Origin of the sequence: Peribacillus sp. Bi134 (assembly GCF_918698065.1) — a bacterium.
In the GTDB taxonomy this organism is placed as follows: Bacteria; Bacillota; Bacilli; order Bacillales; family DSM-1321; genus Peribacillus.
This window is the reverse complement of sequence record NZ_CAKKLN010000002.1, coordinates 347,299-373,620: the sequence shown is the minus strand read 5'-3', so window position 1 is coordinate 373,620 and position 26,322 is coordinate 347,299. Positions and strand designations below refer to the sequence as shown.

General features: G+C 43.6%; 25 protein-coding genes. 3 read left to right on the top strand and 22 right to left on the bottom strand.

Translation table 11 applies throughout. From position 1 onward, the window contains the following. Positions 1-6: 6 nt before the first annotated feature. The 13 genes from LQ188_RS04710 to LQ188_RS04650 form a co-directional block, all read right to left on the bottom strand. Positions 7-993: a YvcK family protein gene (locus LQ188_RS04710; RefSeq protein WP_101223719.1), complete on the bottom strand. Its 987-nt coding sequence runs from the start codon at positions 991-993 to the stop codon at positions 7-9. Continuing rightward, complete coding sequence (rapZ, locus tag LQ188_RS04705) at positions 983-1,882, bottom strand: RNase adapter RapZ (protein WP_101223720.1); 900 nt, start codon at positions 1,880-1,882, stop codon at positions 983-985. Before rapZ ends, LQ188_RS04710 begins: the two co-directional genes overlap by 11 nt. A 45-nt stretch (positions 1,883-1,927) precedes the next feature. Continuing rightward, complete coding sequence (locus LQ188_RS04700) at positions 1,928-2,386, bottom strand: 8-oxo-dGTP diphosphatase (protein ID WP_101223721.1); 459 nt, start codon at positions 2,384-2,386, stop codon at positions 1,928-1,930. A gap of 556 nt (positions 2,387-2,942) precedes the next feature. Then, positions 2,943-3,890, bottom strand: a complete 948-nt coding sequence (gene trxB, locus LQ188_RS04695) for a thioredoxin-disulfide reductase (protein ID WP_034309960.1) — start codon at positions 3,888-3,890, stop codon at positions 2,943-2,945. Positions 3,891-3,993: 103 nt separating this feature from the next. Then, the gene (locus tag LQ188_RS04690; protein WP_101223722.1) at positions 3,994-5,496 is read right to left on the bottom strand and encodes a tetratricopeptide repeat protein; all 1,503 of its coding nucleotides are present in this window, start codon (positions 5,494-5,496) and stop codon (positions 3,994-3,996) included. Between the two features lie 409 nt (positions 5,497-5,905). Beyond that, entirely contained in the window at positions 5,906-6,562 is a 657-nt protein-coding gene (gene hisIE, locus LQ188_RS04685) for a bifunctional phosphoribosyl-AMP cyclohydrolase/phosphoribosyl-ATP diphosphatase HisIE (protein WP_101223724.1), read from the bottom strand. Beyond that, on the bottom strand, positions 6,559-7,317 hold the full coding sequence (hisF, locus tag LQ188_RS04680; protein WP_230176166.1) for an imidazole glycerol phosphate synthase subunit HisF: 759 nt from the start codon (positions 7,315-7,317) through the stop codon (positions 6,559-6,561). Before hisF ends, hisIE begins: the two co-directional genes overlap by 4 nt. Beyond that, positions 7,318-8,052 carry a 1-(5-phosphoribosyl)-5-[(5-phosphoribosylamino)methylideneamino]imidazole-4-carboxamide isomerase gene (gene hisA, locus LQ188_RS04675; RefSeq protein ID WP_101223726.1) on the bottom strand — a complete coding sequence of 245 codons (735 nt, stop codon included), beginning with the start codon at positions 8,050-8,052 and terminating at the stop codon, positions 7,318-7,320. Beyond that, the gene (gene hisH / locus LQ188_RS04670; protein ID WP_101223727.1) at positions 8,049-8,681 is read right to left on the bottom strand and encodes an imidazole glycerol phosphate synthase subunit HisH; all 633 of its coding nucleotides are present in this window, start codon (positions 8,679-8,681) and stop codon (positions 8,049-8,051) included. The genes hisA and hisH overlap by 4 nt, the downstream gene beginning before the upstream one ends. A gap of 2 nt (positions 8,682-8,683) precedes the next feature. Beyond that, complete coding sequence (gene hisB, locus LQ188_RS04665) at positions 8,684-9,271, bottom strand: imidazoleglycerol-phosphate dehydratase HisB (protein WP_063233950.1); 588 nt, start codon at positions 9,269-9,271, stop codon at positions 8,684-8,686. Positions 9,272-9,371: 100 nt separating this feature from the next. Beyond that, positions 9,372-10,652 carry a histidinol dehydrogenase gene (gene hisD, locus LQ188_RS04660; protein WP_230176165.1) on the bottom strand — a complete coding sequence of 427 codons (1,281 nt, stop codon included), beginning with the start codon at positions 10,650-10,652 and terminating at the stop codon, positions 9,372-9,374. A gap of 26 nt (positions 10,653-10,678) precedes the next feature. Next, positions 10,679-11,308 carry an ATP phosphoribosyltransferase gene (gene hisG / locus LQ188_RS04655; protein WP_034311625.1) on the bottom strand — a complete coding sequence of 210 codons (630 nt, stop codon included), beginning with the start codon at positions 11,306-11,308 and terminating at the stop codon, positions 10,679-10,681. Further along, positions 11,301-12,485 carry an ATP phosphoribosyltransferase regulatory subunit gene (locus tag LQ188_RS04650; RefSeq protein WP_230176164.1) on the bottom strand — a complete coding sequence of 395 codons (1,185 nt, stop codon included), beginning with the start codon at positions 12,483-12,485 and terminating at the stop codon, positions 11,301-11,303. The genes hisG and LQ188_RS04650 overlap by 8 nt, the downstream gene beginning before the upstream one ends. A 487-nt stretch (positions 12,486-12,972) precedes the next feature. Between LQ188_RS04650 and LQ188_RS04645 the strand changes: the two genes are divergently transcribed. The 3 genes from LQ188_RS04645 (at position 12,973) to LQ188_RS04635 (ending at position 14,881) form a co-directional block, all read left to right on the top strand. Further along, on the top strand, positions 12,973-14,031 hold the full coding sequence (locus LQ188_RS04645; RefSeq protein WP_230176163.1) for a processed acidic surface protein: 1,059 nt from the start codon (positions 12,973-12,975) through the stop codon (positions 14,029-14,031). Next, a complete protein-coding gene (locus LQ188_RS04640; protein ID WP_230176270.1) occupies positions 14,027-14,674 on the top strand; it encodes a class D sortase in 648 nt (215 codons plus the stop codon). Before LQ188_RS04645 ends, LQ188_RS04640 begins: the two co-directional genes overlap by 5 nt. A gap of 63 nt (positions 14,675-14,737) precedes the next feature. Continuing rightward, positions 14,738-14,881: a hypothetical protein gene (locus LQ188_RS04635; protein ID WP_230176162.1), complete on the top strand. Its 144-nt coding sequence runs from the start codon at positions 14,738-14,740 to the stop codon at positions 14,879-14,881. A gap of 36 nt (positions 14,882-14,917) precedes the next feature. Here the strand turns inward: LQ188_RS04635 and LQ188_RS04630 are convergent, their stop codons facing one another. The 9 genes from LQ188_RS04630 to LQ188_RS04590 form a co-directional block, all read right to left on the bottom strand. Beyond that, on the bottom strand, positions 14,918-15,436 hold the full coding sequence (locus LQ188_RS04630) for an acyltransferase (protein WP_101223732.1): 519 nt from the start codon (positions 15,434-15,436) through the stop codon (positions 14,918-14,920). Further along, a complete protein-coding gene (ppaX, locus tag LQ188_RS04625; protein ID WP_101223733.1) occupies positions 15,433-16,101 on the bottom strand; it encodes a pyrophosphatase PpaX in 669 nt (222 codons plus the stop codon). The genes LQ188_RS04630 and ppaX overlap by 4 nt, the downstream gene beginning before the upstream one ends. Beyond that, on the bottom strand, positions 16,091-17,035 hold the full coding sequence (locus LQ188_RS04620) for a nucleoside recognition domain-containing protein (RefSeq protein WP_101223734.1): 945 nt from the start codon (positions 17,033-17,035) through the stop codon (positions 16,091-16,093). The genes ppaX and LQ188_RS04620 overlap by 11 nt, the downstream gene beginning before the upstream one ends. Before the next feature lie 27 nt (positions 17,036-17,062). Then, the gene (gene lgt, locus LQ188_RS04615; protein WP_101223735.1) at positions 17,063-17,875 is read right to left on the bottom strand and encodes a prolipoprotein diacylglyceryl transferase; all 813 of its coding nucleotides are present in this window, start codon (positions 17,873-17,875) and stop codon (positions 17,063-17,065) included. 26 nt (positions 17,876-17,901) lie between these two features. Next, complete coding sequence (gene hprK, locus LQ188_RS04610) at positions 17,902-18,837, bottom strand: HPr(Ser) kinase/phosphatase (RefSeq protein WP_101223736.1); 936 nt, start codon at positions 18,835-18,837, stop codon at positions 17,902-17,904. 552 nt (positions 18,838-19,389) lie between these two features. After that, positions 19,390-20,490, bottom strand: coding sequence for a DUF4097 domain-containing protein (locus LQ188_RS04605; RefSeq protein ID WP_230176161.1), 1,101 nt, complete (start codon positions 20,488-20,490; stop codon positions 19,390-19,392). Between the two features lie 500 nt (positions 20,491-20,990). Continuing rightward, entirely contained in the window at positions 20,991-23,870 is a 2,880-nt protein-coding gene (uvrA, locus tag LQ188_RS04600) for an excinuclease ABC subunit UvrA (protein WP_230176160.1), read from the bottom strand. A 6-nt stretch (positions 23,871-23,876) separates the two neighbouring features. Further along, entirely contained in the window at positions 23,877-25,862 is a 1,986-nt protein-coding gene (gene uvrB, locus LQ188_RS04595; RefSeq protein ID WP_230176159.1) for an excinuclease ABC subunit UvrB, read from the bottom strand. A gap of 218 nt (positions 25,863-26,080) precedes the next feature. Next, complete coding sequence (locus LQ188_RS04590; RefSeq protein WP_230176158.1) at positions 26,081-26,311, bottom strand: DUF2198 family protein; 231 nt, start codon at positions 26,309-26,311, stop codon at positions 26,081-26,083. Positions 26,312-26,322: the final 11 nt, after the last annotated feature.

Genomic DNA, 26,322 nt, shown 5'->3' with positions numbered 1-26,322 from the left:
TTATATCTACGGTGCAATGTGGCTTTTTGTTTCATTTACAAGCATATTATAGAGCAAATCCGCCACTTTTTTCGTGTCATGGCGTATTACATTCCCTTCATAGCTGAAAATGCGTTCTTGTATGATTTCAAGCCCCATCATTTTTAAGCTTTCCACATCATACATGACCGGTTTAGCATATTCAGCTTGATAGCGTTGCTGAATTTCGGTTGGTATTTCCTCATTATTAACAAGTATCCTGTCAATATATGCATTTCCCATATGGTCATATATCGCTTTTATATGATCGCTCGCGCTATAATCCAGCGTCTCTCCGGCTTGTGTCATCAAATTGCAAATGTACACCTTCTTCGCCTTCGAACGGGCAACCTCTTCTCCTAAACCAGGAACAAGTAAGTTAGGCAGAATGCTAGTATATAGACTCCCTGGACCTATGACAATAAGATCTGCCTGTTTGATTTCCTGGAGAGTTTCACTGAGCGGCTTTATATGATGAGGAGACAGAAATACTTTTTTTATTTTCTTTCCTGAGAAGGGGATCTTGGATTCGCCTGTAACAATCGTTCCGTCCTCCATCTCCGCATGGAGAACCACACTTTGGTTGGCCGCCGGAAGCACTTTACCGCGGACATTAAGAAATTTACTCATTTCCTGGATCGCATGGACGAAATCCCCGGTCAGCGAGGTCATTGCCGCCAGTATCAAATTCCCCAGCGAATGCCCGGACAACTCATTTTTACTCTGAAAGCGATGTTGAAACATTTGTTCAACAAGGGGCTCTACATCCGATAACGCAGCCAGCACGTTACGAATGTCACCCGGAGCGGGAATATCCATATCCTCGCGAAGGCGGCCTGAACTTCCACCATCATCAGCTACCGTTACGATTGCCGTTATATCAACCGGATGCTTCTTTAACCCTCTCAACAAAACGGGAAGGCCGGTTCCCCCTCCAATGATCACAACCTTAGGTTGTTTCTTTTTATCTAACATCTGCTTTCCCCTTACTTTTTTCGATATCGCGATGTGATACTTGAACCCTGTAATCCTTCTTGAAGTGGTTTGAAATATACTCCGTCAATGCTACAGAACGGTGCTGACCGCCTGTACACCCTATCGCAACAACAAGCTGTGCTTTTCCTTCACGTTTATAATATGGAAGCATGAATGCAAGCAAATCGGTCACTTTTTCCAAGAATTTTTGCGTCTCACTCCATTTTAAAACGTAACTCGACACTTCCTGTTCCAAGCCAGTCCTTGGCCTCATATGGTCAATATAATATGGATTTGGCAGGAAGCGTACATCAAACACAAGGTCGGCATCTATGGGTAGACCATGCTTGAACCCGAACGACATGACATTGACTGTAAAACCGACACTTTTATCGGCAGAAAACTCCGAAGCGATTTTCTCCCTCAATTCGCGCGGTTTCAGTTGGGAAGTATTAAAGATCAGCTGGGCCCTTCCCTTCAATTCGTCCAATAGTTCCCGCTCCATTTTAATGCCTTCCAATGGCCGGCCTAATGGAGCAAGCGGATGGGTCCTTCTCGTTTCCTTATATCTTCGGACCAAGGAATCGTCATCAGCTTCAAGAAAAAGGATTCTTGGTGATACTGCAGCTGAATCCGTTAAATTATCCAGTGCAAGAAATAAGGAATCAAAAAACTCCCTACCCCTCAAATCCATGACAAGAGCCACTTTATTCATCTTATTCCCTGAGTCCTTCATTAACTCCAAAAACTTTGGCAATAGCGTGGGCGGCAAATTATCGACGCAAAAAAAGCCGAGGTCTTCAAAACTTTGAACCGCCACTGTCTTACCCGCTCCGGACATTCCGGTAATGATGACCAATTGCGTTTCACTGATCTGCCCTGTACTCATAGTTTCTCCGCCCCCATGTATAGCAATCTTTTTTATATGTGAAAATTAACCTGGATCCAATCGGTAAGAAAGTAGTTTAAACTCAGGTGTATAGGTAAAGGTTCCATAAATGATCCCAGTTCCATGAACCATATAGTCCAGGATGTGAAAATCACCTTCAGCCATCATCAGCTTTTTAACATCTTCGACCGGATGCCAGCTAAGTTCCCCTTCTTCACAAACATCAACATTTACACCATCGGAATCCGTTGCAAAGAAAGTGAACATCATCCATTCCGACAATACCTTATCTCCGTCCTTCATAATGAAGGTGAAAATACCTTTGATGGAAGGGTTTTTTAAATAAACGCCCGTTTCTTCACGATATTCCCTAATACAAGCATCGCGTACAGATTCCCCAGGCTCCATCTTTCCGCCTGGAGCTACCCACCATCCGCGTCTAGGCTTTTTCAATAAGAGGATTTGATTATCCTTGATCAATACACAGTTTGTGACACGTTGCACGTTCTTCACCTCAATTGGCTCTGCTCGACTATAGAAACCTTCACCCCCGTGTTGAAGAGATTCAGTTTATATCCTTAAACCGCCGCTAGATATCCATTTGGCGATTTACAAATGCTAATAGTTCAAACAAGTTGTATTTTTCATCTTCTTACCATTATGAAAGATATATATATGTTTAGTATATCTTAACATTATACTATTTTTGAAATGAGCTAACAATAAAGTAAACTTCCTGCATTGGGGGAATATTCATTCCCAAGGAATCACGTAGATAAGCCTTTATCCTGCTTAACTCCTATTCTTCTCCACTTTCGCTGCCTAAATGCAAAGGGCGGACTTACTTCTCATTAAAAATCATTTGGCACATCCTAAAAATTGGAACTAAAGATTTAGTCTTAAAGCAGGAAACAAAAAAAAAGGACACAGAAACTTAATCTGTGTCCTTAAACGTTTATAATTAAAGGGGGTCAACTTCTATCCATACTATACCCAATCATTATTTCACGCGTGTTACAACATCGTTAAAACGGAATTACGATTGTATATTCTAGTGAAATCAAGCCTTAGGCTGCAATTTTTCTTGAAGTTCCTCAACAAAATGCTGAGCGGATTGAGCGGCAATGCTTCCATCGCCTGTAGCTGTAACGATTTGGCGCAATGTTTTTTCACGAACGTCACCAGCAGCAAAAATACCAGGGACGCGTGTTTCCATCCGGTCATTCGTTTCAATATAGCCTGTGGAATTCAAGATGCCCAAGTTCTCAAATGGTTTAGTTAGCGGAAGCATTCCGATATAAATGAATACACCGTCTGCGTCCATCACTGTCTCTTCCCCGTTTTCAGTGGAAACTAGTGTGACACCGCCGACTTTGCCGCCTTTTTCATTGATTTCCTTCAAAGTGTGATTCCAGATGAAGTTAATTTTCTCATTGGCAAATGCACGATCTTGAAGAATCTTTTGAGCACGAAGTTCGTCACGTCTGTGAACGATCGTCACTTTTGAAGCAAAGCGGGTTAAGTACACACCCTCTTCAACAGCAGAGTCTCCGCCGCCGATAACGAATAGTTCCTTTTGCTTGAAGAATGCACCATCACAAACTGCACAATACGATACACCGCGGCCGCCCAATTCTTTTTCGCCGGGAACACCGATTTTCTTATATTCGGCACCAGATGAAATGATGATTGAACGTGCCTTGAATTCCTTGGAACCGGCTTTGATCGTTTTATACTCTTCACCGTCGATGATTTCCTTAACATCCCCATAGGCATACTCCGCACCGAATTTCTTTGCATGGTCAAACATTTTCGTTGAAAGTTCAGGTCCGAGTATAGTGTCGAATCCAGGATAATTTTCAACTTCTTCTGTATTGGCCATTTGCCCGCCCGGTACTCCGCGTTCTAACATCAATGTTGAAAGGTTCGCACGTGATGTATAGACAGCCGCCGTCATCCCTGCAGGACCAGCTCCAATAATAACAACGTCATAAATTTTTTCAGACATGTTTTCACTCCTCCATATTCCATTGCAAATGGAACCTTCACTACGGTTAGTGTTCCCTACCTATTATCCTATATAACAAATAATTTTTCGTCCAAATATCTGCTCATCCAAGCAGGGTTTGAACTAACTTTACGTACTTTGATAAGGTGGACACGGATATGAAATGTTTGTCTGCGATTGCCTGTTTGCTCGCCTTCTCATTTTTAAGCTGATTCCACACGTACTCCACCGCTGATGCCCATCCTGCTGGATTATTTAGTTTTTGCTCTGATTTCACCGCTTCGATGAAGACGGAAAACCACATTAAATACAGCCCGGCTTCATTTAATTGTATCGGTTGGAAATGCTGATATAATAACTCAGCTGTGCGATCGGCAAAATCAATCGGTGTTAATTGACGATCTTTAGCAGGAGCTTGAACAAGTTCAGCATAATCACGTTCCAAATCAGTGAAATTCTGATTAAGGTTGAGGACCTGGTTTTTCAATAGCTTCTGTTTATGAACCGAATGTTTCAGAAGGAAAATGGCAAACAGCCTTTCTTCAATGAATTCACTTTCCAGCCTTTTTATAATAGAAGGAAAATGATGTTCAAAACCATCTGAAGTTGCATTCATATCTCCCCAAGGCTCCATGCCTTCCTTTTCCGGGTTCATTTCCACGACCTTTTTCCATGCCTTTTTGGCAGCCTGATCATGGCCTAGGTGGTAAGCGGAAATGGTTAACCAATAGTAGAAGGTTCCATCTCCCTCGAACCCTTGCCTTTGCAGTACTTTCAACCATTTATATGCAGAAGCATAGTTTCCTATCAAAGCGAAGGTCGCTCCAAGCTTGAAACGATGTTCGGATAGCATCGGCCTAATTTTCTCCAGCATGTGTATGAGCTCTTCAACCTTCTCTTCATCTTGTTGATAATGATGAAAAACAACAAGGTTACAAAGCGCATGCAGGTTTCCTGGACTTTTTTCCAGTACCTCATCAAGTGTTGCAAAGGCGTCATTTACTTGACCAAGATAGAAATAGGCAAGTGCCAGGTTATTATAAGCGGACCAGTAATCCTCGTACTCGGCAATCGTCTCTTTCAATACTTCGATTGCCTTTGGAAAATTGCCTGATTCAAGGTACTCACGGGCTTGTTCCTGTTTGGTAATGAGCCCATCATGCTTAAAGGGATTTTCTTCTGACTCATCCGACTCAAAAGTTATCAGTTCAAGCAGGTCCTCTGCGTCATCGCTAAACTCCCCGTCTTCTTCTTTATCAAGATAAGCACTCGCGTGACGATAAGCCTCCTTGAACATGCCTAAGTGGGCATAATTATTCGCCAGGAAGTAATGACATTCCGACATATAGGGATCCATCACATCCAAGATGTTTTCCAAGAGGTTGTTTGAATAATTATATTCTCCGATTTCCGAGCAAGTGATTGCCAATTGACAGGCTATCATCGGTTCAGCGGGTTCAAGTTCCAGCGCACGTTCCAGGTATTTTTTTGATTTAGGTAGTTCTCGTCTATGATAAGCTTTTAAACCCTTGGTGAAATAATACTCACCTGTTGGGTGAAAAGTTAGAATTTTTGCCTGTTGGCCAAATTTAGAGTCTTTACTCATGTAATCCTCCATCTTCAAGTTGATTAACCATAGTATTATAACATATTGGAGTAAATTTGCCGAACAATTCAAGAAAATGGAAAAAGGGAATCACCATGAGGTATATTCCTAGTCAAATGGGGAGCCAGGATTGATCTCGTTGTCGTAAATACACACAAAAGGGGTTGGGAAATATCTCTTTCATGTTCCCAAACAAAGCAACACCTTGAAATCTCAGATATGGTTTCTACCAAAAGTTTGTAGCAAAAGTTGATTGGGGCGGTTGTGCGAGACTCCGGCGGGAAAAGCGGGTGCCTGGATCGATAATCAACGTCCAAATTGTACAAGCCATAAAAAAACTGAAGAGAAACTTGACTTTCATCGAGTTTGTCTTCAGTCTGAGCCCTCCTTGACGGAGGGCACTTACCATTCATTCAGTTTCTTTCGGTTCATCCTTATCGGCATGTCTAGCCTTCAATACATCAAGCACTGCTTGGAAAGGCAACTCCTGCTCCTGAAGAAGAACGAATAAGTGATAGAGGAGATCGGCACTTTCCATCGAAAGTTCCTCTGCATCGCGGTTCTTAGCAGCAATGATCACTTCTGCCGCTTCTTCACCGACTTTTTTCAGGATCTTATCAACGCCCTTTTCGAATAGATAGGTAGTATATGAACCCTCAGGCATTTCCGATTTTCTTCTTTCAATCAATTTTTCCAATTCCGTCAAGAAAGTCACATTCGCCTTCACGTCTTGTCCGGCTTCACCGTTTTGGTAAATCGTTTCGCTAAAACAGCTTGTTGCCCCTGTATGGCACGCAGGCCCTGCAGGAACGACCCGAACGACCAATGCATCTTGATCGCAGTCATACTTCATTTCGATGATTTTCTGGGTATTACCGCTGGTTGCTCCTTTATGCCATAATTCATTGCGCGAACGGCTGAAGAAAACCGTTTCACCTTTTTCAATCGACAATTGCAGTGATTCTTGATTCATATAAGCAAGTGTCAGCACTTCGCCGGTTCCTGCATCTTGAATAATTGCCGGTATCAGGCCTTTTTCGTCGTATTTAATAGTTTCAAGATTCATCGTACAACCACTCCTTGTTGTTTGAGAAACGCTTTTACTTCTTTGACGGATGTTTCTTTATAATGAAAAATCGATGCGGCTAATGCTGCGTCGGCTTTACCTTCTTGGAAGGCTTCCTGGAAATGCTCAGCGTTGCCCGCCCCGCCTGAGGCGATGACCGGCACCGAAACGGCTTCAGATACCGCTTTTGTCAAAGCGATATTAAACCCTTGTTTCTCGCCGTCACAATCCATGCTTGTCAATAGTATTTCACCTGCACCTCGGGACACAGCTTCCTTCGCCCAATCGATCACTTCCCATTCAGTCGATTTCCGGCCGCCGTGGGTATATACGCGCCATGAGCCAAGCCCTTCTTCATATCGGGCGTCTATGGCGACCACGATACATTGGGAACCAAAGTAATCAGCACCTTCATTAATTAAATCAGGGCGCAGAATGGCTGCTGTATTTAAGGAAACCTTATCGGCTCCAGCTCGTAAGATCTTCTTCATATCCGCCAATGAATTAATGCCGCCGCCCACCGTGAACGGGATTGCCAGACTGCCCGCTACCGCTTGAACGACGTCGACAATCGTTTCCCTGCCTTCATGTGATGCGGAAATATCCAGGAAGACAAGCTCATCGGCACCTTCTTGGTCGTAAAAGGCTGCAAGTTCGACCGGGTCTCCTGCATCCCTAAGGGAAACAAATTGTATCCCTTTGACTACCCGCCCTTCCTTTACATCGAGACATGTAATAATTCGTTTAGTGAGCATTTAACCACGCACCTTTTCTAGTGCTTCTTCTACAGTAAAGCGATTGGTATAAAGCGCCTTGCCAATGATTGCCCCTGCAATGCCTTGGGCTTCATACTCTTTGAGGGTGATTAGGTCTTCAAGTGAACTAATGCCGCCCGAAGCGATAACGTTTTTACCGGTTGCCTCCGCCATGGCCAAAATACCTTTCACATTCGGACCTGAAAGCATCCCATCCGTCGCGATATCAGTCACGATAAATGTCTCTGCACCAGCATCGGCCAGTAATTTACCAAGATCTATCGCAAGGGTCCCAGACGTTTGAAGCCAACCATGAGTGGCAACCCTGCCATCCTTCGCATCGATCCCGATTGCGATATGGCTTCCATATTTCCTAATCATATCTTTAGTGAAATCAGGGTCTGAAACGGCCGTGCTGCCAAGAATGACACGTTCCACACCATTATCCAGGTAATGGGCTATATCATGTTCCGTACGGATGCCGCCGCCGATTTGAATGCGGGCCCCTAACTCACTTGCAGCTTTTATTACGTATGAATCATTGATGCGCACTCCCTCTTTAGCTCCGTCAAGGTCGACCATATGTATCCAATCGGCTCCTTGGTCCGCAAAGCTTTTTGCCATATCAAAGGGGGAATCGCCATAAACGGTTTCCTGATTGTAATCTCCCTGGATTAAGCGGACGCATTTGCCTCCACGCATATCAATCGCCGGGTAAATAGTAAAGTTGCTCATGCTTCTTCCTTCCCTTCTACTAATGACAGATAATTTTTTAACAGTGACATGCCCATCTTCCCGCTTTTTTCCGGATGGAACTGCATGCCGAACACATTCCCTTTACCGACGATCGCAGGCACTTCCACATCATACCTTGCCGAAGCAGTGACGAATGATTCATCGGTATCGACGTAGTAGGAATGGACGAAATAAACATGCTCCTCTTCCAGCCCCTCATTCACTGGTGAAGCGTGTTTGAATTCAAGACGATTCCAGCCCATGTGCGGCACTTTATAAACCTGGTCATTCGCACCCACTCCCTTAAAACGAACGACTTTTCCCGGGATGAGGGATAATCCTTTAGCCGGTCCATTTTCCTCACTTTCATCAAAGAGAAGCTGCATACCAAGGCAGATCCCTAATAGATAACCTCCATCGGCTACATATTCCCTCAGGAATTCATCCAGCTTTTGTTTTTCCAAGAGGCTCATTGCATCCCTGAAAGATCCAACGCCGGGAAGTATGATTCCTTTCGACTTTGAAAGTTCTTTTGGGTCATCGGAAATGAATGAATCGGCACCAAGGCGTTCAAGCCCTTTACTTACAGAAAATAAATTCCCCATGCCATAATCGACGATTCCGATCATTTTTACAACATTCCTTTCGTCGAAGGGATGCCTTTGACACGTGGATCGATGGTCGTAGCTTCATCCAATGCACGTCCCAGCGCTTTGAATATTGCTTCGATCATATGATGTGTGTTGTGACCGTAATGAACGACTACATGCAGGTTCATCCTGGCTTCAAGAGCGAATTTCCAAAGAAACTCGTGCACGAGTTCAGTATCGAAAGTACCCACCTTTTGCGAAGGAAACTCAGCCCGGAACTCTAGGTGCGGACGATTGCTTAAATCGATGACAACCTGGGCGAGTGCTTCATCCATGGGTACGAAAGCATTTCCGTAACGCTTTATCCCGCGCTTGTCCCCAAGGGCCTCCAATAACGTCTGACCTAAGCAAATGCCAATATCTTCAGTTGTATGGTGATCATCGACATCTGTATCTCCGTTTGCATCTACGGTCAAATCAAACTTCCCATGTTTCGTGAACAAATCAAGCATATGCGTCATAAACGGAACGCCCGTCTTAATGGAGGAATTACCTTCCCCATCCACACCAAACTTCAAACTTATTTCCGTTTCATTCGTCTTTCGCTCCACACTAGCAAAACGTTCCATTACAACTCCTCCTCAACGGGGTAAGACCCCTTTTCCCAAGATGTAAAAGCATGTCAAAAGTCTTTATATCAATGATTTCGCGTATTTCAATATTTCAGGACTATTTACCGGATTCATTCACACCACGTGATTCAATGGCACGGGCGTGAGCCTCAAGTCCTTCCATTCGGGCAAATGCCGCGATTTTTTCTGCATTTTTGCGGAAGGCCGTTTCACTATACATGATGATGCTTGATTTCTTTTGGAAATCATCCACATTAAGCGGACTGGAAAAACGGGCGGTTCCATTGGTAGGCAGCACATGATTGGGACCTGCAAAGTAATCACCGACGGGCTCCGAACTAAATCGGCCAATGAAGATTGCTCCGGCATGACGGATTTTAGACATGATTTCAAGTGCGTCATGGGCCACAATTTCCAAATGTTCCGGTGCAAGTTCATTAATCGCTTCAACAGCTTCCGCCATATCCCCGCATACAACGATTCTTCCATAATCCCTTATGGATGCTGCAGCAATATCATGGCGTGGAAGTAACGCCACCTGCTTGGTCACTTCTGCGGCCACTTCTTCTGCAAGAGTCGTTGACGTCGTCACCAAAACACTGCAAGCACGGGCATCATGCTCCGCCTGTGACAGCAAGTCTGCCGCAACTTCTGCAGCGATGGCGGTTTCGTCCGCCAATATCGCTATTTCACTTGGACCTGCTATCATATCAATGGCGACATCTCCAAATACTTCCCGCTTCGCTAACGCCACATATATATTTCCCGGACCCACTATTTTATCCACTTTCTTTATCGTTTCCGTCCCATAAGCGAGAGCAGCTATTGCCTGTGCCCCGCCAACTTTATAGATTTCCTTCACCCCGGCAATTTTGGCAGCTGCCAAAACAGCTGGCGATAATTTTCCATCCTTCCCTGGCGGAGACACCATAACGATCCTTTCCACCCCCGCGGCCTTCGCAGGCAACGCATTCATCAGTACTGACGAAGGATAGGCTGCTGTGCCTCCAGGTACATAAACACCTACAGCATCAAGAGGTGTCAATTTTTGTCCTAGCATCGTTCCCGTATCATCAGTCGTAAACCATGAATTTCGAATTTGTTTCTCGTGAAACATTCGGATATTATTCGCGGCTTCTTGTATAATATCAAGCTGCTCAGCAGTTAAAGATGCTGTCGCTTCTTCCATTTCCTGTTCCGATACAAGTAATTCCCCTGCACTGACACCATCGAAACGTTCGGTATAGGTATGTAAAGCGGCGTTTCCGCTTTTCCTGACATCATAAATAATATCCTGAACCGCTTTTCTTTGATCGGCAGTACCTGCATCAACCGAGCGTTTCAGTGAAATCCCTTCAGCAAACCGTTCTATTTTCATACCTTCACCTCATTAGCTATTCTTTACTATTCAATAATTTCTGCTAGCCGTTCCACGATTTCGGTAATCCTTGCTTCTTTAATTCGATAGCTGACAGGGTTTGCCACCAGCCTCGAAGTCACATTGGCAATTTTCGCATATTCCACAAGACCGTTTTCCTTCAATGTCCTCCCCGTAGAAACGATATCGACGATTCGTTCAGCCAAACCAATTAACGGTGCTAACTCAATAGACCCATTCAACTTTATAATCTCGACTTGCTCCCCCTGCTCGCGAAAATAACTGGAGGCAACATTCGGATATTTACTGGCTATTTTAGGGGCGATGTCACTTATCTTCGTACCAGGCAGTCCAGCTACAGCTAAATAGCAGGCACTGATTTTCAAATCTAGTAACTCATAGACATCACGTTCTTCCTCTAACATGACATCCTTTCCTGCAATTCCAATGTCAGCGACGCCGTGTTCCACATAGGTTACGACATCCATCGGTTTAGCTAAAATGAACCGCAGATTTTCCTCTTCCACTTCAAGGATCAATTTCCGGGAATCATCAAACTCGGGAGGGAGACGAAAACCGGCCCTTCTTAATAGCTCTGCCGCTTCTTCAAAGATTCTTCCTTTCGGCATGGCAATCGTTAAAAAGCTATTATTCATCTTTTCCATACCCCCCATTCCCTACGAATAAATGAACTTCAGAAAATGTCCGTGTAAAGGCATCGACATTTTGGACGACCGTAATATCCTGAATCGTTACCAATTTTCCTTCGGTGCGTTTAATTCTTGCAAATTCAATGGCTTCCAATCTTCGTTCGGGACTATATAAAATACATTCTGGCGCGACAGGCTGGATCGGCTCCCCAAGAGCTTCTGCAAGACGATCCACCCGGATTGCAAAACCTGTGGCCGAAGCATTCCAGCCGAACTTCTCAAGCAGGTTATCATACCGGCCGCCATTGCCGATTGGCGAACCGACTTGTCCGGCATACACTTCAAATAAAGTTCCTGTGTAATAGCTCATATGACTGACCAATGTTAAGTCAAAGCTCACATATTGTTCAACGCCAAATTCTTTCAGCTGCGCAGACAATTCCTTCAGTTCAGCCAAAGAATCCTGCCCTTTATTATTTTCAACCAACCCCAGCGCCTTTATCAGGGTCCCTTCACTGCCCCTTAATGAGGTGAATTCGATAAGCCGTTGCTTATCAATGGATGAAAGCGGCAGTGATTTAACATGCTCGCGATAACCAACATAATTCTTTTCATACAAAAACTTCCTTAATATAGAGGCTCTTTCCTCCGTACCTAGAATGCTCAAGAAAAATTCTTGCAGAAATCCAATATGCCCAATGGAAATTTTAAATTCCTGAAGCCCGGCAGCCTTTAGAGCATCCGCAAGCAGGGCAATCATTTCAGCATCGGCACTTATAGACTTATTTCCAATGCACTCAATACCAATCTGTTCGAATTCTGCCGGCCTGCCTCCTTCACGCTGCTGTGCCCGGTATACATTCGCGGAATAGGCCAGGCGAAGCGGAATTTGCTGTTTTAACAGTTTGGATGCTGCCACCCGTGCAATGGGGGCTGTCATCTCGGGACGGAGTACGAGCGTATGCCCCTGGGAATCGAGAAGTTTAAACAACTGTTGATCCAATATTGCCGAAGCCTCGCCAATTGTTTCATAATATTCCAAAGCAGGCGTTTCAATAAATTGATAGCCCCACTTCTTGATTTCATCACTCATTTTATTTCTGGCCAACACCTTCGTTTCATACAGTACCGGCAATGTATCTCTCATGCCTAATGGTTTTTCAAACATAAATGGCTTTGTCACGACTGCACATCCTTTTGAATTGATTACTATCTATATCCAATCGGTCCGCCTGTAGGCACAAACCGATGCATCCATTCCTTATTTTGTTTATCTCTTTATCATTCCAAGGTTTCACGCTTAAATCCAAATTTCGGATAACATATAAAAATAGTATCAAATAAAATGACATAATCATATTAATACTCACAATAATCTATTAAATCACTTTAGTTCGCTAATATGGTAGCAGGTTGAAGTTACTAATAGTTTACTCTCGCTCCCATCTTACGTCAAGGAAAATATGCCTAATTCCATTACTTCAAACTACAGCTGTCTTTAATATTCTTCATGATCGGTTTAAGTCCAAACTCAGGGAGTCACACCTTTTCACCTAGATGTTTCTCCCTATCTTTAGCCATTCATTGTTATTAATGTATACCTTTTGGTATAGCTGCTTTATAATATTTAGGAGTTTGGTAATATTATAAAATTTTAGGGGGAAATGGGAATGAAGAAATATTTTTCATTTTTTGTGGCTCTTATCGTTCTTTTTTCACTGGGTTCAAGCGGGACGATGGGTTTTGCCGCAACTAAGATCAACCAGGATGAGCTTAATGAATACCTTTCTGAAGTTAGAATGACACAAGAAGAATTGGAAGAGTATTTATCCTATTACGACTTAACATTGAATGAACTGAAATCGGTAGAAGAGTTGCGTGATACATTAGGACCGGCCGTCACTCCTGAGACCTTACAGAATCTACTTAAACAATATGAAATGACAGAAGCTGAACTAACGGAATTATTAATAGAATACGGTGAACTGGAAGAGGGAGATTCCATCATCGATACCTTCCAGTTCATTTACGACATTGAGGATATCATCGATTTAGAAATGGATTATGATGAGGACGCGATGGATTATGATGAGGAAGAGATCATCGATTTAATGGATGGCCTCTTTACTGATATCGGTCTAACAGACGAAGAGCTCGACAGATTCATGAATCATCTCTTGCCTATCATCGAAGACCCTTCTTTTGAAGCTCGTTTAATGGCGATCTCCGATAGAATGAATCAACTTGATAATTTCGAAACAATTGATGAATTGTCTGCAGAACAAGTGGCTGAATTGCTTTCTATTTATAATGATCTTCAAAGCTTGCTGCAAATTCAATTCAAATTCGCCTTAATTCAGGATGGTGTCACAACAAACCTATCCCTTGAGGCTTTATTCCAGCTTAAGGAATTAACGAATGCTAGTTTACTAGTTTCGATTTATGATTTAAACGGCAATTTTTTGCTCGATTTTATGTTGACAGGTAAAATGATCGGTTCCGATTTAGTGAAAGAAACCGGTAATGACATTAAACAGTCCACCGAGGTCATTTCTAAAGTGGCTGAGGTAAAAAAAGAAAAGAAGAAACCCGCAAAACCTGAACACAAAACGGAAAAAGGCGGAGTGCTTCCTAAAACGGCCGGTCATTACTTATTCGGTGCTTTAATCGGTTTAGTGTTGATGGGTATCTCTTTCGGATTAATTAGAAAAGCAAGACTCACTAATTAAGATGAGTAAAAATAGGCAATCCAGGCATAAGAAAAAATGGTTACTTGCCACTGCTGTTTGCTTTTTAACCTTAGGTTTTTATTTTACAACGACAAACGCCTATACACTGTTAAAAGGCTATGCCCTGTATAAATGGAATGAATCTGACACAACGGAAGCTACAGCTAAGCTCCCCGAACCGAAGACGAAGGCAAATATTCCCGATGGGCTTGAACTATATGAAGAACGGCCGGAGACAGGTGATTTGATGGGTCAGCTTTATATTCCAACAATTGAGGCAACACTCCCAATTTATCACGGAACGGACGAAGATGAACTTGAAAAGGGCGTCGGTCATTATGCAGGCTCCGTCCTCCCAGGTGAAAAGGATAATTCCGTTTTATCCGGGCACCGAGATACAATTTTCAGAGATCTAGGTGAAGTCGGCGAAGGCGACTTGCTGATTGCCAAGACAGAAGCCGGTTCATTTACATATAAAGTGAGGAAGGTTCGTATCGTCGATGCAGATGACCGTACCGTGATCGTTCCCAAGCCTAAAGCCACACTTACAGTAACAACCTGCTATCCTTTTTCATATATTGGTAGTGCACCGGAACGGTACGTATTGGTTGCCGATTTATTGAAATCGGAAATAGTTAAATGAGATATGGGGCTGAAGTTGTTCAGCCCCCTTTTGATAAATAGATGATAGGAGGACAAGCTCAATATGGATAAACAGGCACAGGAAAGGTTTTTTCGAGTTTTAAAAGAAACGTATGAAGCTACGGTGAACCAGGAATATATATCAATCAACGAAGTCATGGAGCATCTAAAGAATGAACTGACTCCGTTATACCCAAAATGCCATTAAAAAGGACCTGCCGCATATATGGGCAAGTCCTTTTTTTCACAAGGAAGTTTGCTGCTCCCTCTCAAGCATTTCTTCTTTGGTATATATGATTTTCATTGGATTTCCCCCGACGAAAGCTCCCTCTGGAACATCCTTATGGACAAGCGTACCTGCAGAGACAATCGCCCCATTTCCGATTGAAAGTCCTGGAAGAATGGTCGAATTGGCTCCAATCAATACTTCATCCCCAATGACTACATCTCCTAAACGATATTCCTGAATCAAATATTCATGTGCAAGAATCGTCGTATTATAGCCAATGACAGTATTTCTTCCAACTGATATTTTTTCCGGAAACATCACATCGGGCATGACCATCAAGGCAAACGAAGTATGCTTTCCGACTTTCATATGTAAAAAAGTCCTGTACAGCCAATTCTTCATGCCCAGAAAAGGCGTATAACGCGCTAGCTGTATCACCACAAAATTCTTGACGACTTTCCAGAATGGAACGGTCTTATATACATGCCATAGTGAATTAGCCCCTTCAACTGGATAGCGGGACGTGCGTCTCATTTTCTAGCCTCCGTGAGCTTTTCAACCTCAACGATATTCAATAAATCCGCCATCTGCTCAAGCATATAATCAGGGTGATAGCTTTCCAGGAATTCACGGCCTTTAATGGACCATGAGACCCCTGCCGTTTTTGTACCTGTGTTCTTCCCGCCCAGAATATCATGATAACTGTCCCCAATCATGATCGCTTCTTCAGGAACCGAACCGAGTTGATTTAAAGCTTTTACCAAAGGCTCTGGATCCGGCTTTGCTTTTTCCACCTCATCCAGTGTGACCACCACATCAAAGAATTGATCCAGTTTGCTTAAACGCAGGCCCTTTTCGACGACATCACGCTTCTTTGTCGTAACGACTGCCAATTTATAGCCGCTCTGCTTCAATGTTTGAACGGTTTCGAACACACCGTCAAATTGTGTGACAAGCAAATCATGGTTCCTCCAATTATGCTCCCGATAGTAAGCGATCATTTCATCCACTCGTTTTGGATCAATGGAAGAGAAAGTATCGACCAAAGTCGGTCCGATAAATGGAATGATATCTTCCCGATTGAACTTTCCAGGACAAAAGTGGTTTAACGTTTCTGTAAATGAGGCGATGATCAATTCATTTGTATTGATCAACGTCCCGTCAAGATCAAATAATAATGTAGTTATGTTACTGTTCATATACAGCTTCCTTTCTCTGTACCCTGTCAGCCCGATTCCATATATACGCAACGGCCATCGTTAAAACAATGGCAGTGAGTATCCGAATAAGTAATAACGGCAAGACCGGAATCCCCAGCGGAATAAATATCAATGTATCTTCTACAACAGCATGGCAGGCAACTAAAAAGATGAATGCAATCGTCATATCCTTCTTCGAAACATTATCCTCTTTAGCCGCTTGAATCATCACCCCTGCCCCATATGCCAAACCGAGAGTCAGGCCTGTAACGAAAGGCATGGAAGCATTCGGCTTCATCCCCAGGACCTTCATGAAGGGTGCAAGGGCTTTCGAGAAGGCTTCCAGCCACTTTAAATCTTTCATGATTTGAACAGCCACCATGAGCGGAATAACGATGACCGCCAGCTGGCCAATTCCTGAAAGGGCCTGGATGACCCCATGCAAAAGGATCGCTCCCGCTCCGTTAATCTCTGCAGCCTCCCCGATAGCCGTTCCCTGGGCCATTTCAGATCCGCCCTGCCAAACAAGATTGATGACGACCGCGGACAAAAGCGCAAGCCCGATCCGTACTGTTAGGATGACCCACAGCTTGACACCGGTTTTCATCGCCACACCTGACTCAATCAATAAATTATGTGAAAAAGATAGCATCATAGCGATGATAAAAACTTCTTTCACAGTCAAATCAAGCGTTAATATGCCAGCAATCGCTGCGTATAAATTCAGGAAATTCCCTAATACAAGAGGAATTGCAGCATCCCCTGGAAGACCGATGAGATTCATCAAAGGCGCTATCAAGTTGATGATGAATGGCAATACAGGCGTATATTGAAGCACAGTGACGATCAGAGTAACCGGAAATATCACTTTCCCCAAAGACCAGGTTGTATTCAAGCCTGAAAGAAGTCCCTTTTTAACCGAATCTACTATCACTATGCCCTCTCCCTTTACACATATTACCTATGCATCTAAATATCTTTTGTCTGCATGCCCGCGGACCCTTCTAAAGACCACCAAGGCGATGGCTACAGCTACCAATACAATCGAGATCACTTGTGCGATACGCAGTGAATCCGTCAGCATCAAACTGTCCGTCCGCAATCCTTCAATGTAATAACGTCCGATGGAATACCATATTACATAGGTTAAAAACAGTTCCCCCCTGCGCAAGTTCACTTTACGTAAACTTAAGAGAATAATGACACCGAGGATATTCCAAATCGATTCATACAAAAAGGTCGGGTGATAATACGTACCGTTTATGTACATTTGATTTATGATGAATTCAGGCAAATGCATATTTTCAAGGAATGACCTTGTTATTTCTCCCCCATGCGCTTCCTGATTCATGAAATTACCCCAACGGCCAATCGCCTGCCCCAACAATAAGCTCGGTGCAGCAATATCCGCCAGCTTCCAAAATGACACTTTCTTGACCTTGGCAAACACGATTGCAGTCAGTACCGACCCAATCAACGCACCATGTATGGCGATTCCGCCATTCCATATTTTAATGATATCTCCCGGGTTTTGTGAATAGTACTCCCATTGAAAGATCACATAATAAATACGGGCACTTATGATCGCGATTGGGACAGCAAACAAAATCATGTCAGTAAAAATTTCCTTATCAAGACCTCTTCGCTCAGATTCCCTTAAAGCGATAATAAGACCCAATAACACACCGAAACCGATGATGAGTCCATACCAATGTACCTGGATGGGACCTAGATCTATCGCTATTGGATTCAGCGGCTGAATTCCTTGTTCCATTTTGTCCCCTCTTTTCTTATAACCTTTTAAAATTCATCATGTTCCGGATCTGCAATTGCGTGGTTCAAGCGATCTGAAAACTGTTCCGCTGCATTTACTCCCATTCGCTTCAGGCGGTAATTCATGGCTGCCACTTCAATGATGACAGATAAATTTCGCCCTGGACGGACAGGTACGGTAATTTTCGTCACTTCCGTATCGATGATTTTCATTTTTTCTTCATCAAGGCCAACCCGGTCATACTGCTTGTTTTTTTCCCATAGTTCCAGATTGATGACGATTGAGATCTTTTTATTGCTGCGGACTGCGCCAGCTCCGAAAAGTGTCATTACATTAATGATTCCCAATCCTCTTATTTCTAGAAGATGTTCGATTAAATCCGGGGCATTCCCGACCAGCGTATCTTGGTCTTCCTGCCTGATTTCGACGCAGTCATCGGCTACGAGACGATGACCCCGTTTCACTAATTCCAGGGCTGTCTCACTTTTACCGACGCCGCTTTTCCCGGTGATCAACACACCTAACCCATAGATATCCACCAATACACCATGAACAGCAGTAGTTGGTGCCAACCTGCTTTCCAGGAAATTGGTCAGACGGCTGTATAACCTTGTTGTCTTCATATTAGATCTCATCACAGGAACGGACTCCCGCTCAGACGCTTCGATCAATTCTATCGGCACTTCCTGACCACGCGTAATGATGATGCCTGGAGTAAAGTCCCTGCATAATTCTTCCATCCTCTGTACTCGATCCGGTTCATTCAGCCGATTAAAAAAGGACATCTCCGTCATACCTAAAAGCTGTACTCGATCTGCGGGATAATAATCAAAAAAACCGGCTATTTCAAGTCCGGGACGAGATAAATCACTCGTGACGATCGGTCTGTTAATTCCTTCTTCCCCACTGATAAGTTCTAGACCGAACGCTTCTACTATATCCTTTGTACGGACTTTTGCCATATATCTTTCCTCCTTTTGGAGTGATGCTATTTTTTGAGATACTTTTTCTATTTTAGCATTTTTCTGTTAATAACCAAACAAAGCATTATCGATTTATTGTTTTTTTATTCACTCCACCCGGATGGGCCAAGTGAACTGGAAAGAGATGAGAGGAACATACATGAATCCTTACATCAAAATAAAAGAAAGCCAGCCAATTTATATTGGCAGGCTCACTTTGCAGACAAAAGGGATCGGAAACGTATCTTTCATCAAATGATGTTCCCGAACCAACTCCAAAGCAACTCCTTAGGTATGGGTTCCGATACAAATTGGATGTTGATTTCCGCTCAAGAAACTCGTTTTCCGCGGGCGGTCGTGGAGCCTCCTCGGCTTGCGCCTGCGAGGTCTCCCCTAGTCGCGCTTTTCCCGCAGGAATCTCGTACCTTCCTCTCCAATCAAACTTGTTATTAAATTTGGAACAAGCCATAAAAAAACTGCAGGCAAACTCGTTTTCCATCGAGTTTGCCTACAGTTCTAGCCACCAGTGGTATCAACGGCCTTTCCCTTTCTTCAGGAAACCGTTATCGCTGCAGTTTTGGTTTCTGCAAAAATATGAAGCACAGGAACCTCTTCTTTAACCGTCTTAAACTTAAGGACCTTCTGAACCACATCACTTTTCTCTTCGATGATTGTCATCCCTTCCAAAGTTACATTAAAGCTTCCTAAATTTGACTTCAATTCTCCTTCGATCGCCTTACCTGGCGGCAGGGTCAACTGGACTTTTCCAGTGACTGACTTAGCATGGATCGAATCGCAATCCATCCCTGAATTCGTACAGATGATTTCCCCATTGAACGTTTGGACATCCAATTTCTTGAAGTATCCAGCAGCATTAATCGCTCCATTCAGGGTCTCGGCTTCCAAGTCATTAAAGTTGGTATCTGAAATGGTGATCATCCCATTACCTGTTTCAAGCTCACAGAAATCACCTTTACCCTGCATGATATGAATGGCACCATTTGCCGTTTTCGCTTTAAGCTTCTCTGATTTCAGTGATTCAGTCGTGATTGCGCCATTGAACATCCTTACATGGATGTCCTCATATTCCTTCCTTGGAATGTACATGATTGTATCAACCTTTATGGATTTTTCACGAACCTTGAACTTCAATTTTCCATTTTCAATCGTGAAATCGACTTCTTCCAAAAAGTTTTTCCTGGCTTCTTCTATTTCTTCCACACGGTATACCTTAGCTTGGCATTCAACCCGGACATCATCATGGTCCCATGCGGCGATTTTTATTTTCCCATTTGCTATATCTACATCAACCTCATCCAGGAAATCATGTTCATGCTGAAAAATATGACTGACCTCCACAGACTTCCCGAAATTGAAATCAAGATCCGTTTCTTTGATTTTCTTAAAAGCACTTTCAACGAAATCAATAATCTTTTCTTTCGATGACTGGATATTCTTTTTAAACGTATCCTGAGTGCTTCCTTCACTTTTCTTATCCACGACTACCGTCGATAATTCGTTTTGCAATTTCTGCTCTTTAGCTTCACTTTCCTGACTGGCTTTTTCTAATTCTTCCAAAAGGCCCAAGGCTTCTTCCGCCGATAACTTTCCATCCTGAATCATTTCTAAAATCTTCTTTCTTTCCTCCTGCATGAACATTCCTCGCTTTCTTCTACCATTTTATTCATACATACGCCTAGATATCTAAAAAGTTTCATAAATACCGTTTTTCCCATCTTTCGACAAAGGAAAATGACAATTTCCGAAAAGGAAGATGTATGATTTCCCCGGAAATATCTTGTTTTCCCATTCTTTAATCAAATGATTGATTAAATGCACACTGTCATTTTTCTACAAAAAAACAAGCCTGATGGCTTGTTCCTGACTGTAGACAAATTCGAAGAAAACGAGTTTGCCTGCAGTTTTAATATTACTTTTACAATTCAGGTTGATTTCCGATCCAGGCACGCGCTTTTCCCGCAGGAGTCTCGCACCTTCCTCTACAATCAACTTCGTTAAAAAAATTAAGCTAGAAATCCATACATAAGGAATTGAACTGCTTTGGGTCAGTTGGTTCGGACATCCATTTGATGAAAGATATGTTTTCCGAACCCCCTTTAGTGGACAAACTGAAACTAGCCAACCGGCTTCTTTTAAGCATGTTCATGCTCAGTTTCTTTTTCTTCAATCCAATTTTCCATGCGGATTTGATCACGGGTAAGTACAGGTTTTAAGTATTTTCCCGTGTACGATTCGGAAACTTCACATATTTTTTCAGGTGTTCCATAAGTGACGATCGTACCGCCCTTATCTCCGCCTTCCGGTCCCAGGTCAATAATATGGTCCGCCGTCTTGATGACATCCAGATTATGCTCGATCACCAAAACGGTATCCCCATTGTCAACCAGCCGCTGCAGAACCTGGAGCAGCCTTGCTATATCGTGGACATGTAGACCGGTAGTTGGTTCATCCAAGATATAGAAGGAGCGCCCAGTGGATCGGCGATGCAATTCGGAAGCAAGTTTCACCCTTTGCGCTTCACCGCCTGATAAAGTGGTGGCAGGCTGTCCAAGCTTGATATAACCCAAACCAACATCATAAATCGTTTGCAGCTTCCGTTTGATTTTCGGGATATTTTCAAAGAAACTAACGCCTTCCTCGACTGTCATATCGAGAATGTCGGATATGTTTTTCCCTTTATATTTCACTTCAAGAGTTTCCCGGTTATACCTTTTACCATGACAGATTTCACATGGAACATAGACATCTGGGAGAAAATGCATTTCAATCTTGATAATGCCATCACCACGGCATGCTTCACAGCGGCCGCCTTTAACATTGAAACTGAACCTTCCTTTTTTATAACCGCGGATCTTCGCTTCATTAGTCGAGGCAAACACGTCACGAACATCATCGAATACACCCGTATAGGTAGCTGGATTCGATCGTGGGGTTCTGCCGATAGGTGATTGGTCAATATCAATGACTTTATCTAAATGCTCGATTCCCTTGATTTCACGGAAATCACCTGGTCTGGCTTTTGCCCGATTCAGTTTTTGAGCCAATGACTTATGGAGGATCTCATTCACCAATGTACTTTTCCCTGATCCGGAGACTCCCGTTACGGCTGTAAAGACCCCAAGCGGGAATTTCACATTAACGTTTTTCAAATTGTTTTCCTTGGCACCTTTTATTTCAATGACACGGCCATCATTTTTCCGGCGTTCCAATGGCAATGGAATGAATTTCTTCCCTGCTAAATATTGCCCCGTTAAGGATTTAGGATTATTCATGACCTCTTCCGGAGTTCCAGCGGCCACTATTTCCCCTCCATGCGCTCCTGCTCCAGGACCAACATCGATCAAATAATCCGCAGCAATCATCGTATCTTCATCGTGCTCGACAACAATGAGGGTGTTCCCGATTTCGCGCATATTCTTCAATGTTTCGATCAATCGATCGTTATCCCTCTGATGCAGCCCTATTGAAGGTTCATCCAAAATATATAGGACTCCCGTCAATCGGGAACCGATCTGCGTCGCCAATCTTATACGCTGCGCTTCACCGCCTGATAAAGTTCCCGCTGCCCTGCTCAACGTCAAATATTCCAAACCTACATTAGCCAGGAAACCGAGCCGCTCACGAATTTCACGTAAAATCAATCTCGCAATTGCAGCTTCTTTTTCAGTCAAATCAAGCTCATCGAAAAATACTAACGCATCCTCCACTGATAAAGCTGTCGTTTCACTAATATGGACCCCTTGAATGAGCACGGAAAGACTCTCTTTTTTCAATCGATGACCCTTACAGGTTGGACAGTGATGTTCTGACATGTATTTCTGCATTTGCTCACGAATAAAGTCAGAACTCGTCTCCTTGAAGCGCCTTTCGATGTTTCTTAAAACTCCTTCAAAAGGAATATATCCTTCTTGCACTCTTCCAAAATCATTTTTATAACGGAAATATATCTTATCTTTGCCTGAACCAAGCAAGACCTTATCCATCTTCTCTTCCGGTAAATCCTTAACGGACACATCCATATCTATCCCATAATGGTTTGCCACCGCTTCAAGGAGCTGAGGGTAATATTGAGAACTAGTCGGCTCCCATGGCGCAATTGCATGTTGACGGAGGCTTAATTCGTTATTCGGGATGACCAGATCACGGTCCACCTCAAGCCTTGCCCCCAAGCCATCACAATCCGGGCAGGCCCCAAACGGGCTATTGAAGGAAAACATTCTAGGCTCTAACTCTTCAATCGAAAATCCGCAGTATGGACAAGCATGATGTTCACTGAACAGCAGCTCTTCCTCACCCATGACGTCAATGATGACTTTACCTTCGCCAAGCTGCAAAGCACTTTCCAATGAATCTGCAAGCCTGGCCATGATACCCTCTTTTATGACGATCCGGTCTATGATGACTTCAATCGAATGTTTTTTATTTTTTTCGAGAGTGATCTCATCGCTGAGGTCATGCATTTCCCCGTTCACACGAATGCGGACATATCCTTGTTTCTTAACTTCCTCCAAAACTTTCGCATGTGTCCCTTTTCTGCCTGAGACTAGCGGTGCCAATACTTGAAGCTTGGTTCGCTCAGGGTAATCAAGAATGCGGTCCACCATTTGCTCTATCGTTTGTGAGGTGATTTCTATATTATGGATGGGACAGGTCGGCCTGCCGACCCGTGCAAATAACAGCCTTAAATAATCATAGATCTCCGTAACAGTCCCTACGGTTGAACGAGGATTTCGACTGGTCGTTTTCTGGTCTATGGAAATGGCTGGTGACAAACCTTCTATCGCATCGACATCCGGTTTATCCACTTGGCCTAAGAATTGACGAGCATAAGCGGAAAGTGATTCCACATAACGTCTTTGCCCTTCTGCATAAATCGTATCAAAAGCCAAGGAAGACTTTCCAGATCCGGATAGTCCGGTCAGCACAACAAGTTTGTCTCTCGGTATCGTGATATCAATATTCTTTAAATTGTTGGCCCTGGCGCCTTTTATCACAATTTTATCCATTGCCATGTTTCGTCACCCTTCCGCTTTTAACTCTAGTAATAAATCACGCAGCTCGGCAGCTCGCTCGAAGTCCAGTGCCTTTGCCGCTTCCTTCATTTCTTTTTCCATGCTTGCCATCACTTTTAAACGCTCTTTTTTAGGAAGCTTCGCGAGGCTTGGTGCAAGGTCTTCCTTATACTCTTCGCCTTCTTCGGCAACATGAGTCGCCCTTATGGAGTCGCGGATATCCTTTTGAATGGTTTGAGGCAATATTCCATGCTCTTTATTATAATTTTCCTGGATTTCACGGCGCCGCCTCGTTTCATTGATGGCAAGTTCCATCGAATTCGTGATTCGGTCTGCATACATGATGACGTGGCCGTTCGCATTACGGGCTGCACGGCCCATCGTTTGAATAAGCGAACGTTCCGAGCGAAGGAACCCTTCTTTATCGGCATCCAGAATGGTCACTAACGACACTTCCGGAATATCGAGGCCTTCCCTTAAAAGATTGATTCCAACTAGAACATCATATTTGCCCATTCGAAGTTCCCGGATGATTTCTATCCTTTCCAAGGTCTTCACTTCCGAATGAAGATATTGGACCTTGATGCCGATTTCCTTTAAATAATCAGTTAAATCCTCAGACATCTTTTTCGTCAAGGTCGTTATGAGCACACGCTCGTTCTTTTTGACGCGCTCCTGTATTTCACCGATCAAGTCATCTATTTGCCCTTCAATCGGCCGCACTTCCACCGTCGGATCCAGCAATCCGGTAGGACGGATGATCTGCTGAACCATTTCCGGGGTATGTTCGAGTTCATATGGTCCCGGAGTTGCCGAAACGAATATGGATTGATGGACCTTTTTTTCAAATTCCTCAAATCTTAGCGGGCGGTTATCTTTCGCAGACGGCAGACGGAAGCCGTGATCGACGAGCACTTGCTTACGCGCCTGATCTCCATTGAACATTCCGCGGATTTGCGAGAGGGTTACGTGTGATTCATCCACGACCAATAGGAAATCCTCTGGAAAGTAATCTATTAAAGTGTATGGTGTCGCACCTGCGGGACGAAGCGTCAAATGGCGGGAATAGTTCTCGATCCCTGAACAAAAGCCCATTTCACGCATCATTTCCAGATCATAACGGGTCCGCTGCTCCAAGCGCTGCGCTTCAAGGAGTTTTTCATCTTCCCTTAATTCCTTCAATCGTTCTTCCAGTTCCGTTTCGATATTTTGAATGGCTACCCGCATTTTCTCTTCGCGGGTTACGAAGTGGGAAGCCGGGAAAATGGCGATATGATCCCGTTCACCGGTAATTTCGCCAGTCAGGGCATCGACTTCACGAATACGGTCAATCTCATCCCCGAAGAACTCGACCCGTACGCAATGTTCATCACGTGAGGCCGGGAAAATTTCGACCACGTCGCCGCGAACGCGGAAGGTCCCCCGTTGGAAAGCAATATCATTACGTTCATATTGAATATCCACGAGTCTGTGCAGCAAGGCATTCCGGTCTATCTCCATGCCTGTTCGGAGGGAAACGACCATCTCCCGGTACTCTTCAGGAGAACCGAGTCCATATATGCACGAAACACTGGCAATGATGATGACATCTTTCCTTTCGAACAAAGACGAGGTTGCCGAGTGACGCAGTTTATCGATTTCATCATTGATGCTTGCATCTTTCTCGATGAATGTATCCGTGGATGGAACATAAGCCTCCGGCTGGTAGTAATCATAATAGCTAACGAAGTACTCAACGGCATTATTAGGGAAGAACTCTTTGAACTCACTATAAAGCTGCCCTGCCAACGTTTTATTGTGGGCAATGACAAGAGTCGGTTTATTGATTCTTTGAATCACATTGGAAACGGTGAACGTTTTCCCTGTCCCCGTTGCCCCCAATAACGTCTGCATTTCCTTGCCTTCCTTAATCCCTTCGACCAGCATTTCAATTGCTGCCGGCTGATCTCCTTGAGGAGAGTATTTTGAGACTAACTCAAACTTATCCTTCACCAAGCATAGCCTCCTATTGAAATATTTTTATATGAAAACGGGACATAACTATATCCCTTCTATTTATTCCGGTTTGATAAAGCATATATACACATTCTACCACAATAGCCTTAAAACAAACCAGCAATAAGCGAACATCCATTCTATTTTTGTTTTATGGACTTCATGATGTGTTGAGGGGAATGACAAGTTTGGGTACAAAAAAAGCACCTTTTGTGTCAGGCGCTCTTGGATGTACGTTTCATCATTCTTTTTGATAACCAAAATCCCACTGTTAGGGATAAGGCATCGACGATGATCAATAAGTTTGTATGCGTATAACCTTTATATGCGGAAGCTGTAATCAAGGCAACAGTTAAAACAAGGCCCACGACATTGTTATAGGTGACCCTTGAAAATAGCATGACGAGTAGACAAGGAAGTAAAAGGGCAGAAAGAAATTTAATCATTTTTTCATCTC

Bases quoted from the DNA above. Each gene is read 5' to 3' on its own strand.
- LQ188_RS04710 (WP_101223719.1), bottom strand. From the start codon at position 993: ATGTTAGATAAAAAGAAACAACCTAAGGTTGTGATCATTGGAGGGGGA.
- rapZ (WP_101223720.1), bottom strand. From the start codon at position 1,882: ATGAGTACAGGGCAGATCAGTGAAACGCAATTGGTCATCATTACCGGA.
- trxB (WP_034309960.1), bottom strand. From the start codon at position 3,890: ATGTCTGAAAAAATTTATGACGTTGTTATTATTGGAGCTGGTCCTGCA.
- LQ188_RS04690 (WP_101223722.1), bottom strand. From the start codon at position 5,496: ATGAGTAAAGACTCTAAATTTGGCCAACAGGCAAAAATTCTAACTTTT.
- hisIE (WP_101223724.1), bottom strand. From the start codon at position 6,562: ATGAATCTTGAAACTATTAAATACGACGAAAAAGGCCTGATACCGGCA.
- hisF (WP_230176166.1), bottom strand. From the start codon at position 7,317: ATGCTCACTAAACGAATTATTACATGTCTCGATGTAAAGGAAGGGCGG.
- hisA (WP_101223726.1), bottom strand. From the start codon at position 8,052: ATGAGCAACTTTACTATTTACCCGGCGATTGATATGCGTGGAGGCAAA.
- hisH (WP_101223727.1), bottom strand. From the start codon at position 8,681: ATGATCGGAATCGTCGATTATGGCATGGGGAATTTATTTTCTGTAAGT.
- hisB (WP_063233950.1), bottom strand. From the start codon at position 9,271: ATGGAACGTTTTGCTAGTGTGGAGCGAAAGACGAATGAAACGGAAATA.
- hisD (WP_230176165.1), bottom strand. From the start codon at position 10,652: ATGAAAATAGAACGGTTTGCTGAAGGGATTTCACTGAAACGCTCGGTT.
- hisG (WP_034311625.1), bottom strand. From the start codon at position 11,308: ATGAATAATAGCTTTTTAACGATTGCCATGCCGAAAGGAAGAATCTTT.
- LQ188_RS04645 (WP_230176163.1), top strand. From the start codon at position 12,973: ATGAAGAAATATTTTTCATTTTTTGTGGCTCTTATCGTTCTTTTTTCA.
- LQ188_RS04635 (WP_230176162.1), top strand. From the start codon at position 14,738: ATGGATAAACAGGCACAGGAAAGGTTTTTTCGAGTTTTAAAAGAAACG.
- LQ188_RS04630 (WP_101223732.1), bottom strand. From the start codon at position 15,436: ATGAGACGCACGTCCCGCTATCCAGTTGAAGGGGCTAATTCACTATGG.
- ppaX (WP_101223733.1), bottom strand. From the start codon at position 16,101: ATGAACAGTAACATAACTACATTATTATTTGATCTTGACGGGACGTTG.
- lgt (WP_101223735.1), bottom strand. From the start codon at position 17,875: ATGGAACAAGGAATTCAGCCGCTGAATCCAATAGCGATAGATCTAGGT.
- hprK (WP_101223736.1), bottom strand. From the start codon at position 18,837: ATGGCAAAAGTCCGTACAAAGGATATAGTAGAAGCGTTCGGTCTAGAA.
- LQ188_RS04605 (WP_230176161.1), bottom strand. From the start codon at position 20,490: ATGCAGGAGGAAAGAAAGAAGATTTTAGAAATGATTCAGGATGGAAAG.
- uvrA (WP_230176160.1), bottom strand. From the start codon at position 23,870: ATGGCAATGGATAAAATTGTGATAAAAGGCGCCAGGGCCAACAATTTA.
- LQ188_RS04590 (WP_230176158.1), bottom strand. From the start codon at position 26,311: ATGATTAAATTTCTTTCTGCCCTTTTACTTCCTTGTCTACTCGTCATG.